The sequence below is a fragment of the Pseudomonas kairouanensis genome (genome assembly GCF_004682055.1).
Taxonomy (GTDB): Bacteria; Pseudomonadota; Gammaproteobacteria; order Pseudomonadales; family Pseudomonadaceae; genus Aquipseudomonas; species Aquipseudomonas kairouanensis.
On the sequence record NZ_QUZU01000060.1, the window covers coordinates 1 to 18,907 of the forward strand.

Sequence of the window (18,907 nt, forward strand, 5' to 3'; positions counted from 1 at the left end):
CTCGCGAAAGCGATACTTCAGGCGCCGATAGCCACCAGACTCAACAACTGCCCATCAGCCACCGCAAATTGCCCCATCAGCTCGGAGCCATAACACCATTCACTGGACAGCTGCGTCAGCAACCGCAGCCGCACAGCGCCTGACTCAGACCACTCCACCACCTCGGCATGCTCAAAGTAAAAGCGCTTGTGTACGAGCGGATACAGCGCCTTGAACAGGCTTTCCTTGACCGAAAACGTCAACGTCACCAACAGCGAAATCTGCTCGCGCGGTATCAAGGCCATGCGCTGCAGTTCATCGGCCGTCAGAATTTCCCCCGCCAAGCGTTCCGCCCGCTCAAGGCTCAGCACGTTCTCCAGGTCCATCCCCAACCCGCGCCACTGCGCCTTGTGCCCGACAATTGCGGCTGCATGTCCGGTGCTATGGGTGATGGAGCCGCTGATAGGCCCCGGCCACACCGGCGCCCGGTCTTCGCCGATGGCCGGGACGCATTCCAGGTGGTCGAGCTGTTGCAGCGCCGCACGGGCACACAGGCGCCCGGCAAGGAACTCCGCCTGCCGCTTGGCCACCGAACGCTGGATACTCGCCGGTGGCGGTACTGCACAGCGCTGGAAGTCTTGCGCTTCTAATAAGGAGGGATCGAAACGGGTGCTGAAAAACACCGTTCCCGGCAAGGGTTCGGGCAGCGGCCAATGGGCATCGAGTGGGGTGCAGCAAGCGGGAAGGCGATTCATGGGCGCTATTTTGCCCCGTTGAGGCGCCCTGGGATAGCCCGCAGCGGTTCAGCGCAGGTTCAGAGCCTGTTCAGGGGGAGTTCAGCGGCGCTTGCGTAGTCTGGCCTCAACAGCCAAACGCGTAGAGGTAAGCACCATGACTGCGATCAAAAAGCTGATGTTGGCGTTAACCATGCTCAGCGCCACCGCAGGGGTCCAGGCGTCCGACAGCGATTTCGCTGCATTCGGCAGCCAGAAAACCAAGAAATCCAGCACCTTGATCCAGCGTGTCAGCTTTGAAGAGGCTGGCAGCCAATCGTTGCCGTGGGGGCAGTCTTTGGGCTTTACCGCTGCGCAGCCGGCCTACCGCACCGGTTATGAGCACCTGACGGGCCAGTTCAATGGCATTAAACTGCGCCCGCAAGACCTGCAGGGCCGCTATGATGTCCCTCTGTCGGACAGTTGATTTGCTTTGGAGAGCCTTATGAAATTGCTGGTGGTGGAAGACGAGGCGCTGCTGCGTCATCACCTGTTGACCCGCCTGACCGACAGTGGGCATGTGGTCGAGGCCGTGGCCAACGCCGAGGAAGCCTTGTACCAGACCGGCCAATTCAATCATGACCTGGCGATCATCGACCTGGGCCTGCCCGGCATGGGCGGCCTGGACCTGATCCGCCAATTGCGTGCCCAGGCCAAGACCTTCCCGATCCTGATCCTCACCGCGCGCGGCAACTGGCAGGACAAAGTCGAAGGCCTGGCCGCTGGCGCCGACGACTACGTGGTCAAGCCGTTCCAGTTCGAAGAGCTGGAGGCGCGGATGAACGCCTTGCTGCGTCGCTCCAGCGGGTTTACCCAATCCACCATCGTCGCCGGGCCATTGCTGCTGGACCTGAACCGCAAGCAAGCGTCCCTCGATGAACAACCCTTGGCACTGACCGCCTACGAATACCGCATCCTCGAATACCTGATGCGCCATCACCAGCAAGTGGTCGCCAAGGACCGCTTGATGGAACAGCTCTACCCCGATGACGACGAGCGTGATCCAAACGTCATCGAAGTGCTGGTGGGGCGCTTGCGCCGCAAGCTGGAAGGCCCGGCCGGGTTCAAACCGATCGACACCGTGCGTGGCCTGGGCTACCTGTTCAATGAGCGCTGCCGTTGATTCGTTCGCTGCGCGTGCGCCTGATGCTGGCGGCCGCGACCCTGGCCGTGCTGTTTATGCTCGGCTTGTTGCCGGCCATGCAAGGCGCGTTCAGCCTGGCGCTGCAGGATTCCATCGAACAGCGCCTGGCGTCGGACGTCACCACCCTGATCTCCGCCGCTCGGGTGGAAAACAACCGGTTGTTGATGCCAGCGCAGTTGCCCGACGAGCGTTTCAACCTCACCGATAGCCGGCTGCTCGGTTATATCTACGACCGTGAGGGCCACCTGGTGTGGCGTTCGCGGGCGACCAAAGAAGAGAACATCAACTACAAGCCGCGTTATGACGGACGCGGCAATGAGTTTGCGCGGATTCGTGAAGCCAATGGCCAGGAATTCTTCGTCTATGACGTCGAGGTCAAGCTGCTGGGCGGCAAGAGTGCGGCGTTCAGCATCGTCGCCCTGCAACCGGTGCGCGAATACCAACTGACCCTCGAAGGCCTGCGGGAGAACCTGTACCTGGGCTTCGGCGCGGCTTTGCTGGTGCTGCTGACCCTGCTGTGGCTGGGCCTGACCTGGGGCCTGCAAGCCTTGCGGCGGTTGAGCCAGGAACTGGACCAGATCGAAGGCGGTACTCGCGAAAGCCTCTCCGAAGAACACCCGCGGGAGCTGTTGCGTCTCACCGGTTCCCTCAACCGTCTGCTGGCCAGCGAGCGTGAGCAACGGGCGCGCTACCGCGACTCCCTCGACGACCTGGCCCACAGCCTGAAAACCCCGCTCGCCGTGCTGCAAGGCGTGAGCGAGGACATGGCCCAACGGCCCGAAGACCGTGACCAGGCCTGGGTACTGCAATCGCAGATCGAGCGCATGAGCCAGCAGATCAGCTACCAGTTGCAACGTGCCAGCCTGCGCAAAAGCGGCCTGGTGCGCCATCAGGTACACCTGGAACCCGTGCTGCAAAGCCTGTGCGATACGCTGGACAAGGTCTACCGCGACAAGCACGTCACGGTGTCCTTTGACTTGCCGGATGAATGCTATGTGCCGATCGAGAAGGGCGCCTTGCTGGAGTTGCTCGGCAACTTACTGGAAAACGCCTACCGCCTGTGCCTGAGCCAAGTGCACATCCGTGTGGTGGAGAGCCCGGAGGGCAGCGAGATATTCATCGAAGATGACGGGCCGGGTGTGCCGCCGGATCAGCGTGCGCGCATTCTGCAAAGGGGCGAGCGGTTGGACCGTCAGCATCCGGGGCAGGGGATTGGGCTGGCGGTGGTCAAGGACATCATAGAAAGCTATGGCGCGCGGTTGACCTTGGGGGATTCGCCGTTGGGTGGGGCGGCATTCAAGATTCACTTTCCGGCTGTTTGATCTTCATTGCTCATGCGGGCCTCTTCGCGAGCAAGCCCGCTCCCACATTTGACTGCATTTCAAGTTGGAACTCGGTCGAATGTGGGAGCGGGCTTGCTCGCGAAGAGGCCCGCCCAGGCAGCACATCTCTAACTCTCCTGTGCCCTGTAAGCCCCCGGCGTCACCCCCGTCCACTTCTTGAACGCCCGATGAAACGCCGACGGCTCGGAAAACCCCAACTGCTCGGCAATCTCCTGCAACGACAAATCCGCCCGCCCCAAGTGATAGATGGCGATGTCCCGCCGCAGCTCATCCTTGAGCGCCTGGAAACTGGTGCCTTCCTCGCGCAAATGCCGGCGCAGGGTTTGTGGGCTGATGTGCAGGTGCTGGGCGACGGCCTCCAGGTCGGGCCAGGGCGTGCGGTCGCGGCTTAGCAGGCGCCGCAACTGGCTGCTCAAGCTGTCGCCTTCGTCCGGCCGAGACAGCAGATCGGCGGGTGAGCGTTCGAGAAAGTGCTTGAGGGTTCGTTCATCCTGCAACAGCGGCAGGCTCAGGTAGCGGACGGGGAATACCAGGCTGGTGTTCGGTGCGCCGAATACCTGGGGGCAGGGGAATAGCAGGTCGTATTCACCGGCATGGGAGGGTATCGGGTAGCTGAAGGTGGCTTGCTGCAGCCGGATGCGCTGGCCGATCAGCCAACTGCCTAGGCGGTGCCAGATCACCAGCAAGCTTTCGCTGAGAAAGTGATCCGGGTCCCAGAGTTGGGAATCGTCCAGGCTCAAGCGGGCCATTTCGCCTTCTCTCGTCAGCTGCCAGCGCGGGCCTTGGGGGAATAGGCTATAAAACAATAAGCCGCGTTCCAGAGCCTTCTCCAGAGTGCGGCAGTGGATCAGCGCGTGGCACATCATGGCGAAGGTGCCGCGCTTGCTCGGGCCGTCGGCAAAACCCAGGTATTCATCGTCCAGCGCCAGCCAGAGCATCTGCAACAGCCGGGTAAATTGCTCCGGTGCGATGCGGGCGCGGGGTTCGGTCAACAGTTCCTGGGTGATCCCCAACTGTTGCAGTAGCCCAGAGCAGTCGTAACCCGCCCGGTGCGCACCGCCGAGGGCCGCTCGGGCGTAATGACTGGCGATGGTACGTTCACGCATGCGGGGCCCTCGTCCATGGAGTGGCGGATGTTAGTCATCATTGGGTGGGGCAACAAGGCGGATATCCGCCAAATTGTAGGACGGGATTGGGTGAGTGGGCGGAAACCCGCCACTTGATATGACCCTTCGCCAGGCGGCCAAAAAGCCCCGGGCCTGATGTCTAAAGGCCTTCAGGGTTTTTAAGCAAAGTGGCACGGCCTTTGCGATAAGGATTACAGCGCAGGCCTGCTCCTACAGACTTCGCAAACAACAAATCCCTCCAGTGCAGGAGGGTTCGCAATTCAAGTGTCGTGGGCAATGGCGGATCTTTGCCACACGGGACGATTGAGGAATTTTGCAATGACGACTCGTCAGCCAATCTACAAATCCCTGTATTTCCAGGTGATCGTTGCAATCGTTATCGGTATTTTGCTCGGTCACTTCTACCCACAGACCGGCGTGGCCCTCAAGCCACTGGGTGACGGCTTTATCAAGCTGATCAAAATGGTCATTGCCCCGATCATCTTCTGCACCGTTGTCAGCGGCATCGCTGGCATGCAAAGCATGAAATCGGTGGGCAAAACCGGCGGCTACGCGCTGCTGTACTTTGAAATCGTTTCGACCATCGCCCTGCTGATCGGCCTGATCGTGGTCAACGTTGTGCAACCGGGCGCCGGCATGCACATCGACGTAGCCACCCTGGACGCCTCCAAAGTCGCGGCCTACGTCACGGCCGGTAAAGACCAGAGCATCGTCGGCTTTATCCTCAATGTGATCCCTAACACCATCGTCGGCGCCTTCGCCAACGGCGACATCCTGCAAGTGCTGATGTTCTCGGTGATCTTCGGTTTCGCCCTGCACCGCCTGGGTGCCTACGGCAAGCCGGTGCTGGACTTCATCGATCGTTTCGCCCATGTGATGTTCAACATCATCAACATGATCATGAAGCTCGCGCCAATCGGTGCCCTGGGCGCCATGGCGTTCACCATCGGTGCCTACGGTGTAGGTTCGCTGGTGCAACTGGGCCAGTTGATGATCTGCTTCTACATCACTTGCATCCTGTTCGTGCTGGTGGTGCTGGGTGGTATCTGCCGCGCTCACGGTTTCAGCGTGATCAAGCTGATCCGCTACATCCGTGAAGAGCTGCTGATCGTTCTGGGTACTTCCTCGTCCGAGTCCGCACTGCCACGCATGCTGATCAAGATGGAGCGTCTGGGCGCGAAGAAATCCGTAGTAGGCCTGGTGATTCCAACCGGCTACTCCTTCAACCTCGACGGTACGTCGATCTACCTGACCATGGCCGCTGTGTTCATCGCCCAGGCGACTGACACCCACATGGACATCACCCACCAGATCACCCTGTTGCTGGTGCTGCTGCTGTCCTCCAAAGGCGCTGCAGGTGTCACCGGTTCGGGCTTCATCGTACTGGCTGCCACCCTGTCGGCTGTTGGCCACCTGCCGGTTGCCGGCCTGGCGCTGATCCTGGGTATCGACCGCTTCATGTCCGAAGCCCGCGCACTGACCAACCTGGTGGGTAACGCAGTTGCCACCATCGTTGTGGCCAAGTGGGTCAAGGAACTGGACACCGACAAGCTGCAAAGCGAGCTGGCGTCGGGCGGTACTGGCATCTCCGACACTCGTCAGGAAGATGACCTGGGCGTGGCCGAAGGCCCTGCACCTGCCGTCAAGTAATGTGCTGATGGCGTGAATTGACGCCCAAGCCACTCACAAACGCCCCGACTTGTTCGGGGCGTTTGCGTTTCTGGAAGGTCTGTTGATGGCTTTTGTTTTACAGTAAGTGACTCTGTTGTGACGCCTGCGGGAGGTTTTGTGGATAGCGTGGATCTGAACGTCCTGCGCAGCGTGCTGGAATGGCGCCGCGCCGGGCAGCGAGTGGTGTTGTACAGCGTGGTGCAGACCTGGGGCAGCGCACCGCGCCCGCCGGGGGCGATGCTGGCCTTGCGCGGTGATGGTGTGGTGATCGGCTCGGTGTCCGGCGGCTGTATCGAGGACGACTTGATCGCCCGCCTGCAGGACGGCCGCCTGCCTGAGGATGGGCCGCCGGTGCAGCTAGTCACCTATGGTGTTACCCGTGATGAGGCTGCACGGTTTGGCCTGCCGTGCGGCGGCACCCTGCGCCTGACAGAAGAGCGGGTGGACGATTGGGCGTGGGTGGCGCAGTTGCTGGCCCGTTGTGAAGATCACCAGATCGTCGCTCGCGAGCTGGACCTGGCCAGCGGCCACGTCACCTTGAGCAGTGCGAGCAAAACCGATGTGGTGAGCTTTGACGGCGAACGCTTGCGGGCGATCTACGGTCCGCGCTGGCGCCTGCTATTGATCGGCGCCGGGCAGCTGTCGCGTTATGTGGCAGAAATGGCGCGCTTGCTGGATTTCGAAGTGTTGATCTGCGACCCGCGCGAAGAGTTCGTCTACGGCTGGGAGGAGCAGCAGGGGCGGTTCGTTCCGGGCATGCCCGATGAGGCCGTACTGAATATCCAGACCGACGAGCGCACCGCCATTGTGTGCCTCACCCACGACCCGCGCCTGGATGACATGGCGTTACTGACGGCGTTGAATTCATCGGCGTTCTACATTGGCGCACTGGGGTCGCGGGTCAACACCCAGAAGCGCCGGGAAACCCTGGCGGCGCTAGGGTTGTCGGCGGAGGCGATTGCGCGTCTGCATGGGCCGATTGGTTTGCATATCGGCAGCCACACGCCGGCGGAAATTGCGTTGTCGCTGATGGCCGAGATTGTCGCCATCAAGAACGGCGTTGCACCGATGCAGAAAAAGCCTTTGCCCGTGGTGGCTGAGTGACGGTCACGGCGATTGTATTGGCAGCGGGGCAGGGCAGTCGTTTTCGCGCCCAGGCGGGGGCTGACCAGGACAAGCTGTTGGCCAATTGCGTAGGCCTGGACGGTGTGACGCGGCCAGTGATTGAACAGGTGCTGAGGAATTTGCCTGCGGGCGTTACAAGGCGCTGGCTGGTGACTTCGCCGCAGCGTACGACGGTCATTCGCCTGGCTCGGGAATATGGGTGTGAAGTTCTGCTGCTGCACTCGGCGGGTATGGGTGACAGTCTTGCGGCGGCGGTTGCGGCCAGTGGTCCGGCAGAGGGCTGGTTGGTGGTGCTGGGGGATATGCCGTTTATTCGGTCATCGAGTATTGAACGGGTGATAGCTGGGTTGGAGAAGGGTGGGATCAGTGTGCCGGTGCAGGAGGGACAGTATGGGCATCCAGTTGCGTTTGGCCAGGCTTTTGGGGCTGGGCTGATGGCGTTGACCGGTGATCGTGGAGCCAGGCCGTTGTTTGCTCGGGTGGTGGTGAGAGAGGTCGTAGTTGATGATCCTGGTGTGCTCTGGGATATCGACCTGCCACATTCTTTGGCCTTCAAGCAGGACTAAATGTGGGAGGGGGCTTGCTCCCGATAGCAGAGTATCAGTTGGCACATGTATCAACTGACCCACCGCTATCGGGAGCAAGCCCCCTCCCACACTGGAACTGCGAGAATTTCCAGAATGCATAAAAAAGCCCCGCCTGATCACTCAGGCGGGGCTTTTTGGTTGCTGCGCGAGGGGTTTAGTCTCGTGCTTCTGCTTCCTGTGCAGCGGCGGCTGCGGCAGCTTCGGCTTCCTTGCGACGACGACGCACTTCGCGTGGGTCGTTCGGCGCACGGCCGTTTTCGGTCAGGGCGCTGGCCGGTGCGGCTTCAACCACTGGCGCTGCCACTTCGGCAACGACAGGTGCTTCAACCACAGGCGCAGGCTCAGCGACTGGTGCAGGCTCAACCACCGGGGCTGGCTCGGCAACAACCACTTCGGCAACCGGTGCTGGCGCTTCTTCTACCACGGGGGCAGGGGCTGGCGCTTCAGCCGGAGTGGCAGGTTCGGCAGTCCACTGGAAGGCGGTCTGTTCTTCACGAACTTCACGAACTTCACGAACTTCTGGAGCCGCTTCGACAACCGGTGCTTCGACAACCGCTTCAACCACTGGCTGAGGTTCAACCACCGGAGCCGGTTCAACCGCGACCACTTCAACTTCTGGCTGGGTTTCTTGAACCTGCGCAACTTCCACTTCCGGAACAACCGGCGCTTCAATTGGCGTGGTGGCTTCGACAACAGAGGCCTCGACAACTGGCGCTTCAACGACCGGCGTTTCAGCAACCGGTGCTTCAACGACTGGGGTCTCGGCAACAGGTGCTTGCACCGCAACGGTTTCTTCAACAGCGGCGGTAGCGCGTTCAGCCTGCTCGTTGGCCTGGGCTTCGGCAGGAGCGCTGATGACCGAGCTGGCAACGGCAGCAGTCACGGCCAGGCCGGCAGCCAGTTCGGTGCCGGTAGGTTCGTTGGTTGCAGCTTCTGCGTTCTCGCCGGTCTCTTCCGAGCCTTCGATCACGTTGCCATTGGCATCACGTTGACGCTCACGACGGTTGCTGCGACGACGCTGGCCACGGGAGCGGCGGCGTGGACGATCGCCTTCGGCGCCTTCCTGGCCGTCTTCCTGCAGTTGCTCTTCACCGGTCAGTACTTCTTCTTCACTGGCGGCAGCGGCTTGCTCGGCGCGTGGCTGGCGTTCTTCGCGTGGGGCGCGTGGTTGACGCTCTTCACGGGGGGCACGCTCTTCACGCGGCTGGCGCGCCGGGCGTTCTTCGGCAACCACGGCAGTAGCAGCAGCGGCAGGTGCGGCGTCCAGCGGCTCGCGCAGTTCACGCACACGCTCTTCGCGTTCGCCGCGTGGCTTGCGGTCTTCACGCGGGGCACGTGGCGTACGTGGTGCGCGTTCTTCACGCGGTGCACGTTCTTCACGGGCTACGGCCGGGGTTTCTTCACGGGCTTCGCGAGGCGCACGTTCTTCACGCGGGGCGCGTTCTTCACGAGGCTTGCGCTCTTCGTCACGGCGACCGTTACGGTTGCGGCTCTGCTGGCGACCGTTGCGACGCTCTTCGTTGCGTGCTGGGCGTTCGGTGGCAGGTTTTTCAACCACAACCGGTGCGGCAGGCTCTTCCTTGGTGGCGAACAGGCTGACCAGCGATTTCACCAGGCCTTTGAACAGGCTTGGCTCAGGCAGGGCGGCCGGGGCAGCAACTGGCGCTGCAACTTCGGTCGGAACCGGTGCGTTGGCACGGGCCGGTGCAGTCTTCACGGCAGCTTCCTGGCGAACCAGGGTGCGGGTCGCAGCGGCTGGCTGGACTTCTTCCACTTCGGCAGCGGCAGCAGCGATTTCATAGCTGGACTGGCCGCTATGGGCTTCCGGGCTGTCATCGCGCAGGCGCTGCACTTCGAAGTGCGGCGTCTCGAGGTGATCGTTCGGCAGGATGACGATACGGGCGCGGGTACGCAGTTCGATCTTGGTGATCGAGTTGCGTTTTTCGTTGAGCAAGAAAGCTGCAACCGGGATCGGCACTTGCGCGCGGACTTCGGCGGTGCGGTCTTTCAGGGCTTCTTCTTCGATCAGGCGCAGGATCGCCAGGGAAAGCGATTCAACGTCACGGATGATGCCGGTGCCGTTGCAACGCGGGCAGACAATGCCGCTGCTCTCGCCCAGGGATGGACGCAGGCGCTGACGGGACATTTCCAGCAGGCCGAAGCGCGAGATGCGGCCGACTTGCACGCGGGCACGGTCGGCTTCCAGGCATTCGCGGACTTTTTCTTCCACGGCGCGCTGGTTCTTGGCTGGGGTCATGTCGATGAAGTCGATCACGATCAGGCCGCCGATATCACGCAGGCGCAACTGGCGGGCGATCTCTTCAGCCGCTTCCAGGTTGGTCTGCAGGGCGGTTTCTTCGATGTCGCTACCTTTGGTCGCACGGGCCGAGTTGATGTCGATGGACACCAGGGCTTCGGTCGGGTCGATCACGATGGAGCCGCCGGAAGGCAGTTCGACCACGCGCTGGAAGGCGGTCTCGATCTGGCTTTCGATCTGGAAACGGTTGAACAGCGGCACGCTGTCTTCGTACAGCTTGATCTTGCTGGCGTACTGCGGCATCACCTGGCGAATGAAGGTCAGGGCTTCGTCCTGGGCTTCAACGCTGTCGATCAGCACTTCGCCGATGTCCTGGCGCAGGTAGTCGCGGATGGCGCGGATGATCACGTTGCTTTCCTGGTAGATCAGGAACGGCGCGGAACGATCCAGGGACGCTTCTTTGATGGCGGTCCACAGTTGCAGCAGGTAGTCGAGGTCCCACTGCATTTCTTCGCTGCTGCGGCCCAGGCCGGCAGTGCGCACGATCAGGCCCATGTCGGCCGGTGCGATCAGGCCGTTGAGCGCTTCACGCAGTTCGTTGCGCTCTTCGCCTTCGATGCGACGGGAAATGCCGCCGGCACGCGGGTTGTTCGGCATCAGGACCAGGTAGCGGCCTGCCAGGCTGATGAAGGTGGTCAGGGCGGCGCCCTTGTTGCCACGCTCTTCTTTTTCGACCTGGACGATGACTTCCTGGCCTTCGCTCAGGACGTCCTTGATGTTCACGCGGCCTTCAGGGGCTTTCTTGAAGTATTCGCGGGAGATTTCCTTGAGGGGCAGGAAGCCGTGGCGCTCGGAGCCGAAATCGACAAAGGCAGCCTCAAGGCTTGGTTCGATGCGAGTAATACGGCCTTTGTAGATGTTGGCCTTCTTTTGCTCGCGTGCACCGGATTCGATGTCCAGGTCGTAGAGGCGTTGGCCATCTACCAGTGCAACACGCAACTCTTCGGGTTGAGTTGCGTTAATCAGCATTCTTTTCATGTTGTACCGTCGGTTTCCGGGCTGCCGGAAACGGCGTTCGGCACACACGACTTCTCACGGTCGGTGTCAGGTGCGTCAAGAGTGGTTGGCCACTCCAGTGTCCAGCAAATACAAGCCAATTGGGCCGGTATCGCGACGGACGCGTCCTGCTTGTTAGCGGTGGTGACAAAGGCACCACTTCAACAAAAGCTAAGGTCAGGAGGAGGAATCAACCGGCGACTGTGGACGAGATGAAGCGTCTAAATATAAGCCTAGTGCTACACGGTCCGACGGTTGTGCATCTCCACCCTACACGTATCCCTGATAATTCGGGTGCTGCCGCGCGCAGAATCCGCAGCGGGTTGGCATTTACCGTGTTCTCCAATGGGGAGAGCACGCTCATGGCTAAACAAGACTAGGTGTGGGCGACTGCGCTCTCACTCAGCTCTTAACAGGCGTTGTTTCCGAAGCATTCGCCGTGGTCTGGCCCAAGACTGACTGCACTTTGTGAACTGGCCGTAAATATCGGCGCAAAACGCGAGTATTCACTCTGCTTTTTGCACTCGCTTCAGGCCTCATGTCACCTGCGCTCGTTACAATCCTGAGCCTTCCAGTGTGGCGAAAGCCCCGTAGGACGGCCTCGCGTCCTGATGAATTGCGATGGTCAGGGCCGGCTGTATGCCGCATGTCCTCTGGCCAGGCCGCTTTTGGCGGCGTTCGCGACTATAGCAGCAATGATTAAGTGCTTCAATTCCATAAAAAATTGTTATCATCGCCGCCATGACGACTACCGCCCCCCAGACCCCCAGCGTCCAGCTGCTTGAGGTCTCGCCGGAATATGCCGGCCAACGCATCGACAATTTTCTCCTGGCCAGGCTCAAAGGCGTGCCCAAGACCTTGATTTACCGCATCTTGCGTAAAGGTGAAGTGCGGGTGAACAAAGGCCGGATCAAGCCCGAGTACAAGTTGCAGGCGGGCGATATCGTCCGTGTGCCGCCAGTTCGCGTGCCTGAGCGCGACGAGCCTGTGCCATTGGCCCAGGGCCTCTTGCAGCGCCTGGAAGCCTCGATTGTCTTCGAAGACAACAAGCTGATCGTGATCAACAAGCCCTGTGGTATCGCCGTTCACGGCGGCAGCGGCCTGAATTTCGGCGTGATCGAAGCCTTCCGTCAGTTGCGCCCGGACGCCAAGGAGCTGGAATTGGTCCATCGCCTTGACCGCGACACCTCCGGCCTGCTGATGATCGCCAAGAAGCGCAGCATGTTGCGCCACCTGCACACCGCTCTGCGGGGTGATGGCGTGGACAAGCGCTACATGGCGCTGGTGCGCGGCAACTGGGCCAGTTCCATCAAGAGCGTCCGTGCGCCGTTGCAGAAGAGCAACCTGCGTTCCGGTGAGCGCATGGTGGAAGTGGACGAGGAGGGCAAAGAAGCCCTGACCCTGTTCAAGGTGCTGCGCCGTTTCGGCGATTTCGCCACCATGGTCGAGGCCAAGCCGGTCACCGGGCGTACCCACCAGATTCGCGTGCACACCCTGCATGCGGGCCACTGCATTGCGGGTGATACCAAGTACGGTGACGAGGACTTCTCCAAGGAGATTCGCGACCTGGGCGGCAAGCGCCTGTTCCTGCACGCCTACATGCTCACCGTGCCGTTGCCCGATGGCGGCGAGTTGAAGCTGCAGGCGCCGGTGGATGAGATGTGGGCCAAGACCGTGGAGCGTTTGAGTGTCGCACCTTGATTACAAGCTGCTGATTTTCGATTGGGATGGCACGCTGGCCAACTCCATTGGCCGGATCGTCGAGTCGATGCACGCTGCGTCGACCCGCTCGGGTTATGCGTTGTGCAGCGATTTCGCGGTCAAGGGCATCATTGGCCTGGGTTTGCCCGAGGCGATTCGCACCTTGTACCCCGAAATCTCTGACGCCGAACTGGTCACGTTCCGCGATCACTACGCCGATCACTACATCGCGCTGGAGGCTACGCCCTCGCCGTTGTTCGAAGGCGTCGTAGAGTCCCTGGATGCCTTCCGTGCGCAGGGTTACCACCTGGCCGTTGCCACCGGCAAGGCCCGGCGCGGCTTGGACCGCGTGCTCAAGGCCCACGGTTGGGAAGATTATTTCGACATCACCCGTGCTGCCGATGAAACCGCCAGCAAACCGCACCCTCTGATGCTTGAGCAGATCATGGCCCATTGCGGTGTGTCGCCGCGCCAGGCGTTGATGGTGGGCGATGCCTCCTTCGACCTGATGATGGCGCGCAACGCGGGCATGGACAGTGTGGCGGTCAGCTACGGAGCCCAGGCTGCCGAAGCCTTGCAGCACTATGAACCGCGGCTGACGATCGATCATTTTTCTGAATTGCAGGCCTGGCTCAGCCGGGCCCAATAAGTCTTTGCTGGGGTTGATGGCATGAGTGACGAGTGGAAAGCGCCCGAAAAGGCTGAAAACACGGATGACAAGAGCTGGAAGCTCCTGGAGAAGACCCTCCTGGCCAGCGTTCAGGAGCAGCGTCGTTCACGGCGTTGGGGGATTTTCTTCAAGCTGCTGACCTTCACCTATCTGATCATCATGCTGGTGCTGTTCAGCCCATTGATGGACATGGAAAAAAGCGCAACCCGTGGCGCCAATTACACCGCTCTCATCGAAGTGCGCGGCGTGATTGCCGACAAGGAGCCCGCCAGCGCCGACAATATTGTCAGCAGCCTGCGTGCAGCGTTTGAAGACCCTAAGGTCAAGGGTGTGATCCTGCGCATCAATAGCCCAGGTGGCAGTCCGGTGCAGTCGGGCTATGTGTATGACGAGATTCGCCGTCTGCGTGGCCTGCACCCGGATATCAAGCTCTATGCGGTAATTTCCGATCTGGGCGCTTCGGGTGCTTATTACATCGCCAGTGCCGCCGACCAGATTTACGCCGACAAGGCCAGCCTGGTGGGCTCCATCGGTGTGACCGCGGCCGGTTATGGGTTTGTCGGTGCCATGGAGAAGTTGGGGGTAGAGCGTCGTACCTATACCTCAGGTGAGCACAAGTCGTTTCTCGATCCGTTCCAGCCGCAAAAGGCTGATGAAACTGCGTTCTGGCAAAGCGTGCTCGATACGACTCACCGCCAGTTCATCGCCAGCGTGAAGCAGGGGCGTGGGGATCGCTTGAAGGATAAAGACCATCCGGAGTTGTTCTCCGGGTTGGTGTGGTCAGGTGAGCAGGCGTTGCCGCTGGGCTTGATCGATGGCCTGGGCAGCGCCAGCCTGGTGGCGCGGGACGTGATCGGTGAGAAAGAGCTGGTGGACTTCACTGTGCAGGAGTCGCCGTTTGACCGGTTCTCCAAGAAGCTGGGTGCCAGTGTGGCGGAGAAGTTGGCGCTGTATATGGGCTTCCAGGGCCCAAGCCTGCGCTGAGATCCTGAGCCTGCTGTAGATCAAAATGTGGGAGGGGGCTTGCCCCCGATTGCGGTGTGTCAGCTACAGGTGAGCTGGCTGATCCACCGTCATCGGGGGCAAGCCCCCTCCCACATTTGGTTTTCGATGTGCTTTAAGGGATTTGCACGCCTTCAGCTACGAGCATGTCCACCAGCCGAATCAACGGCAGGCCCACCAAGCTCGTGGCGTCCGGCCCTTCAGTGCTTTGGAACAAGCTCACTCCAAGCCCCTCTGCCTTGAAGCTGCCCGCACAGTCATACGGCTGCTCAATCCGCAGATAGCGCTCGATCCGCTCCACATCCAGCTCACGCATCTGTACGGTAAACGGCACGCAATCGACCTGGCAGTGGCCTGTCTCGGTATTGAGCAATGCCAGGCCGGTCAAAAAGCTGACCCGCTTGCCGCTGGCGGCCAATAACTGTTCGCGGGCATTTTCGAAGGTGTGGGGTTTGCCGATAATGCGCCCTTCGAGCGCGGCCACCTGGTCGGAGCCGATGATCAAATGCCCTGGGTGGTTGGCAGCCAAGGCGCGCGCTTTGTGTTCAGCCAGGCGCTTGACCAGTTCTACGGCTGACTCATTTTTGCGGTGGCTTTCGTCGATGTCCGGCGAGCTGCAGGTGAATGGCAGGCGCAGGCGGCTGAGCAATTGCCGGCGATAAACCGAGCTGGATGCGAGTAATAAAGGCAGCATGGCGGTCTCCTAAGGGCAGCGGGGGATTCTAGCTGCGTGACCGGCTGACGCACAGGGCTGAATTTCCTTTGACATGGCTGGGTGCATCCCTATAATGCTGCGCCTATGTTGAATGACCCGATTCCACCTCACGTTGACCCGCGCAAATTGGCTGATCGTGGCACTTCCCTTCAAGGTGAGTTGCTGCTGGCCGATTTGGAGAGACTCTGCGACCCGCTTTCCGACACCGTCGGTACGGTCCAGGCTAAATTCGTTTTTGAACGAGATGAACGTAAATCTGTGGTAATCCACAGCTTTATCGACACCGAAGTCAAAATGGTTTGCCAGCGTTGTCTTGAGCTGGTCACCCTGCCGATCCACAGCGAATGCAGTTATGCCGTGGTGAAGGAGGGTGCGAATACCCAGTCGTTGCCGAAAGGTTATGACGTGCTGGAACTGGGCGAAGATCCATTGGATCTGCATGCACTGATCGAGGAGGAGCTTCTGCTCGCCTTGCCCATTGTGCCTGCTCATCATCCGGAAGAATGCCAGCAGCCGGAGGGGCTCGATGACGAGCCCGAGCCGAGCGAGGACGAGGTAACGCGGTCCAACCCGTTCAGTGTATTGGCGCAGTTAAAGCGTGACCCAAACGTTTAGGAGTTAATCAATTATGGCTGTTCAGCAGAACAAAAAATCCCGCTCCGCCCGTGACATGCGTCGTTCGCACGACGCTCTCGAGGCAAGCACCCTGTCCGTAGAAAAGACCACCGGTGAAGTTCACCTGCGTCACCACGTATCGCCAGAAGGCGTATACCGTGGCCGTAAAGTGATCGACAAGGGCGCTGACGAGTAATCACTTGTCTGCTCTAGTCATCGCGATAGACGCAATGGGCGGGGACTTCGGTCCCCGCAGCATTGTCCAGGCCTGCATTGCCAGCCTGTCTGCTACACCCTCGCTGCACCTGACCCTCGTCGGTCAACCCTCCTTACTTGAAGACCTGATTGCCAGCCATCCGGCGGTGGATCGCGCGCGCCTGACGATTACGCCGGCCAGCGAAACCATCGGCATGGATGAAAAGCCAGCGGCGGCCCTGCGTGGCAAGCCTGACTCTTCAATGCGGGTGGCTCTGGAGTTGCTGCGTGACGGCAAGGTGCAAGCCTGTGTCAGTGCCGGCAATACCGGAGCGTTGATGGCCCTGTCGCGTTTTGTGCTCAAAACGCTGCCGGGGATCGATCGGCCGGCGATGGTAGCGGCGATCCCGACGCAGAAAGGCTACTGCCAGTTGCTGGACCTGGGTGCGAATGTCGATTGCAGTGCCGAGCACTTGTTCCAGTTCGCTGTGATGGGCTCGGTGGCCGCCGAGGCGCTGGGTGTGGCCCGTCCGCGGGTGGCTTTGCTCAATATCGGCACCGAAGACATCAAGGGTAACCAGCAGGTCAAGCTCGCCGCTACCTTGTTGCAAGGGGCGCGAGGCTTGAACTACATCGGTTTTGTCGAAGGTGACGGTTTGTACCGGGGTGAGGCCGATGTGGTGGTGTGCGATGGGTTTGTCGGCAATATCCTGCTCAAGTCCAGCGAAGGCCTGGCGACGATGATCGCCAGTCGTATTGAAACCCTGTTCCGGAAAAATCTGGCTTCACGCCTGGTCGGTGCCCTGGCGCTGCCGTTGATGCGGCGCTTGCAGGCCGACCTGGCGCCGGCGCGGCACAACGGGGCGAGTTTTCTTGGTCTGCAGGGCATTGTGGTGAAGAGTCATGGCTCGGCGGGCGTTGAGGGCTTTCAAAGCGCGATTGCACGGGCCCTGATCGAGATTCAGGAAAACCTGCCGCAGCGCTTGCACGGCCGTCTTGAGGACCTGTTGCCTTAGGCGAATTGGCCCGAAAATGCTTAAATGTGACCGGTCAGTTCAATTGACCATCCAATCTGTCAGTTTCGCGCGCTCCCATCCATTCATCTTACGATCGGGGGCGTCTATTTTTCGACGACCAGATCATTAGGGGCTTGTTACATGTCTACATCCCTCGCATTCGTCTTTCCAGGGCAGGGTTCGCAGTCCCTCGGCATGTTGGCCGAGCTGGGCGCGCAATACCCTTTGATCCTGGATACCTTCAAGGAAGCTTCCGACGCCCTGGGTTACGACCTGTGGGCACTGACCCAGCAAGGGCCGGAAGAACAGCTCAACCAAACCGATAAAACCCAGCCGGCCATCCTGACCGCTTCGATCGCGCTGTGGCGCTTGTGGCTGGCTGAAGGTGGCGCGAGCCCAGCTTTCGTTGCTGGTCACAGCCTGGGCGAATACAGCGCCCTGGTTGCAGCCGGCAGCCTGACCCTGGGTGAAGCGGTCAAGCTGGTGGAGCGTCGCGGCCAACTGATGCAAGAGGCCGTCCCGGCCGGTCAGGGCGGCATGGCCGCTATCCTGGGCCTGGACGACGCTGTAGTGATCGAAGCCTGCGCCGAAGCAGCCCAGGGCGAAGTGGTCAGTGCCGTGAACTTCAACTCCCCAGGCCAGGTGGTGATCGCCGGTGCCAAGGCTGCCGTTGAGCGTGCCATCGAAGGCTGCAAGGCCCGTGGCGCCAAGCGTGCGTTGCCGTTGCCGGTGAGCGTACCGTCCCACTGCGAGCTGATGCGCCCGGCTGCCGAGCGTTTTGCCGAGTCCATCGCCGCCATCAACTGGCAGGCGCCGCAGATCCCGCTGGTACAGAACGTCAGCGCAGCTGTTGCTGCCGACCTCGACACCCTCAAGCGTGACCTGCTGGAACAGCTCTACAAGCCCGTACGCTGGGTTGAATCGGTTCAGACCCTGGCGGCCAATGGTGCCACCGAACTGGTTGAATGTGGCCCGGGCAAAGTCCTGGCCGGCCTGAACAAGCGCTGCGCCGACGGTGTGTCGACCGCTAACCTCAATACCCCGGATGCCTTCGCTGCCGCTCGCGCAGCACTGGCCTGAAGAATTAGGAGAAGCCTGCATGAGTCTGCAAGGTAAAGTTGCACTGGTTACCGGCGCTAGCCGTGGCATTGGCCAGGCGATTGCCCTGGAACTGGGCCGTCAAGGCGCCGTTGTCATCGGTACCGCCACGTCGGCTTCGGGCGCTGAGCGTATCGCCGCGACCTTGAAGGAAAACGGCGTACAGGGCACCGGCCTTGAGCTGAATGTGACCAGCGATGAATCCGTGGCCGCTGTATTGGCCCAGATCACTGCCGAGTTCGGCGCACCGGCTATTCTGGTGAACAACGCCGGTATCACCCGCGATAACCTGATGATGCGCATGAAAGACGACGAGTGGTACGACGTAGTCGATACCAACTTGAACAGTCTGTTTCGCCTGTCCAAGGGCGTTTTGCGCGGCATGACCAAGGCGCGTTGGGGCCGAATTATCAATATTGGCTCCGTAGTGGGTGCCATGGGCAACGCAGGCCAAGTAAACTATGCGTCCGCCAAAGCCGGCCTGGAAGGTTTCAGCCGTGCATTGGCTCGTGAAGTCGGCTCGCGGTCGATTACGGTCAACTCGGTGGCCCCTGGGTTCATCGATACCGATATGACCCGCGAACTGCCGGAAGCACAGCGTGAAGGCTTGCTGACGCAGATTCCGCTGGGCCGTCTGGGTCAGGCTCAAGAGATCGCGAATGTGGTCGCTTTCCTGGCATCCGACGGTGCGGCATACGTGACTGGGGCTACAATCCCGGTGAACGGCGGGATGTACATGAGTTAAATTGTGACGGATCGCTTCAAAAAAATGTCATACGAGCTGTCTAAAATCCGTTATAAAGCTGCAACTTAATTTATAGGCAGGTGGCCGT

17 protein-coding genes and 1 pseudogene are annotated in these 18,907 nt (G+C 60.6%); 14 read left to right on the forward strand and 4 right to left on the reverse strand.

From position 1 onward, the window contains the following. Positions 1 to 17 precede the first annotated feature (17 nt). A complete protein-coding gene (locus DYL59_RS28640) occupies positions 18 to 734 on the reverse strand; it encodes a 4'-phosphopantetheinyl transferase family protein (RefSeq protein WP_135292167.1) in 717 nt (238 codons plus the stop codon). 136 nt (positions 735 to 870) lie between these two features. On the opposite strand from DYL59_RS28640, the gene DYL59_RS28645 reads away from it, so the two are divergent. Genes DYL59_RS28645 through DYL59_RS28655 form a run of 3 tightly spaced genes read left to right on the forward strand, consistent with a single transcriptional unit; the run spans position 871 to position 3,218 of the window. Then, positions 871 to 1,179, forward strand: coding sequence for a hypothetical protein (locus DYL59_RS28645; protein ID WP_135292168.1), 309 nt, complete (start codon positions 871 to 873; stop codon positions 1,177 to 1,179). Between the two features lie 18 nt (positions 1,180 to 1,197). Continuing rightward, entirely contained in the window at positions 1,198 to 1,875 is a 678-nt protein-coding gene (locus DYL59_RS28650; protein WP_003214228.1) for a response regulator transcription factor, read from the forward strand. Continuing rightward, complete coding sequence (locus DYL59_RS28655) at positions 1,872 to 3,218, forward strand: ATP-binding protein (protein WP_135292169.1); 1,347 nt, start codon at positions 1,872 to 1,874, stop codon at positions 3,216 to 3,218. The genes DYL59_RS28650 and DYL59_RS28655 overlap by 4 nt, the downstream gene beginning before the upstream one ends. Before the next feature lie 128 nt (positions 3,219 to 3,346). Here the strand turns inward: DYL59_RS28655 and DYL59_RS28660 are convergent, their stop codons facing one another. Continuing rightward, entirely contained in the window at positions 3,347 to 4,345 is a 999-nt protein-coding gene (locus DYL59_RS28660) for an AraC family transcriptional regulator (protein ID WP_135292170.1), read from the reverse strand. Positions 4,346 to 4,684: 339 nt separating this feature from the next. On the opposite strand from DYL59_RS28660, the gene DYL59_RS28665 reads away from it, so the two are divergent. From DYL59_RS28665 to DYL59_RS28675, 3 genes are all read left to right on the forward strand, one after another. Continuing rightward, positions 4,685 to 6,016 (forward strand): dicarboxylate/amino acid:cation symporter, encoded by a 1,332-nt coding sequence (locus DYL59_RS28665; protein WP_135292171.1) that lies wholly within the window; start codon positions 4,685 to 4,687, stop codon positions 6,014 to 6,016. Positions 6,017 to 6,154: 138 nt separating this feature from the next. Continuing rightward, positions 6,155 to 7,141, forward strand: a complete 987-nt coding sequence (locus tag DYL59_RS28670; protein ID WP_135292172.1) for an XdhC family protein — start codon at positions 6,155 to 6,157, stop codon at positions 7,139 to 7,141. Next, complete coding sequence (locus DYL59_RS28675) at positions 7,138 to 7,728, forward strand: nucleotidyltransferase family protein (protein WP_135292173.1); 591 nt, start codon at positions 7,138 to 7,140, stop codon at positions 7,726 to 7,728. The genes DYL59_RS28670 and DYL59_RS28675 overlap by 4 nt, the downstream gene beginning before the upstream one ends. Positions 7,729 to 7,869: 141 nt before the next feature. Here the strand turns inward: DYL59_RS28675 and rne are convergent. After that, positions 7,870 to 11,035, reverse strand: a pseudogene (rne, locus tag DYL59_RS28680) (ribonuclease E). Positions 11,036 to 11,803: 768 nt separating this feature from the next. Between rne and rluC the strand changes: the two are divergent. Genes rluC through DYL59_RS28695 form a run of 3 tightly spaced genes read left to right on the forward strand, consistent with a single transcriptional unit; the run spans position 11,804 to position 14,417 of the window. Next, complete coding sequence (rluC, locus tag DYL59_RS28685) at positions 11,804 to 12,763, forward strand: 23S rRNA pseudouridine(955/2504/2580) synthase RluC (protein WP_033901273.1); 960 nt, start codon at positions 11,804 to 11,806, stop codon at positions 12,761 to 12,763. Further along, positions 12,750 to 13,412 carry an HAD-IA family hydrolase gene (locus DYL59_RS28690; RefSeq protein ID WP_135292175.1) on the forward strand — a complete coding sequence of 221 codons (663 nt, stop codon included), beginning with the start codon at positions 12,750 to 12,752 and terminating at the stop codon, positions 13,410 to 13,412. The genes rluC and DYL59_RS28690 overlap by 14 nt, the downstream gene beginning before the upstream one ends. A gap of 21 nt (positions 13,413 to 13,433) precedes the next feature. Next, positions 13,434 to 14,417 (forward strand): S49 family peptidase, encoded by a 984-nt coding sequence (locus tag DYL59_RS28695; protein WP_135292176.1) that lies wholly within the window; start codon positions 13,434 to 13,436, stop codon positions 14,415 to 14,417. A 133-nt stretch (positions 14,418 to 14,550) separates the two neighbouring features. Here the strand turns inward: DYL59_RS28695 and DYL59_RS28700 are convergent, their stop codons facing one another. Then, positions 14,551 to 15,129, reverse strand: a complete 579-nt coding sequence (locus DYL59_RS28700; protein WP_135292177.1) for a Maf family protein — start codon at positions 15,127 to 15,129, stop codon at positions 14,551 to 14,553. A 105-nt stretch (positions 15,130 to 15,234) separates the two neighbouring features. On the opposite strand from DYL59_RS28700, the gene DYL59_RS28705 reads away from it, so the two are divergent. The 5 genes from DYL59_RS28705 to fabG all read left to right on the forward strand — a co-directional run bounded on the left by DYL59_RS28705 (position 15,235) and on the right by fabG (position 18,819). Beyond that, a complete protein-coding gene (locus DYL59_RS28705) occupies positions 15,235 to 15,765 on the forward strand; it encodes a YceD family protein (RefSeq protein WP_017737760.1) in 531 nt (176 codons plus the stop codon). Between the two features lie 13 nt (positions 15,766 to 15,778). Continuing rightward, entirely contained in the window at positions 15,779 to 15,961 is a 183-nt protein-coding gene (gene rpmF / locus DYL59_RS28710) for a 50S ribosomal protein L32 (RefSeq protein WP_003179396.1), read from the forward strand. A 4-nt stretch (positions 15,962 to 15,965) separates the two neighbouring features. Next, entirely contained in the window at positions 15,966 to 16,976 is a 1,011-nt protein-coding gene (gene plsX / locus DYL59_RS28715; protein WP_135292178.1) for a phosphate acyltransferase PlsX, read from the forward strand. Positions 16,977 to 17,117: 141 nt separating this feature from the next. After that, positions 17,118 to 18,056 (forward strand): ACP S-malonyltransferase, encoded by a 939-nt coding sequence (fabD, locus tag DYL59_RS28720; protein WP_135292179.1) that lies wholly within the window; start codon positions 17,118 to 17,120, stop codon positions 18,054 to 18,056. Positions 18,057 to 18,075: 19 nt separating this feature from the next. Next, positions 18,076 to 18,819, forward strand: coding sequence for a 3-oxoacyl-ACP reductase FabG (fabG, locus tag DYL59_RS28725; protein ID WP_135292180.1), 744 nt, complete (start codon positions 18,076 to 18,078; stop codon positions 18,817 to 18,819). The last annotated feature ends 88 nt before the right edge of the window (positions 18,820 to 18,907 follow it).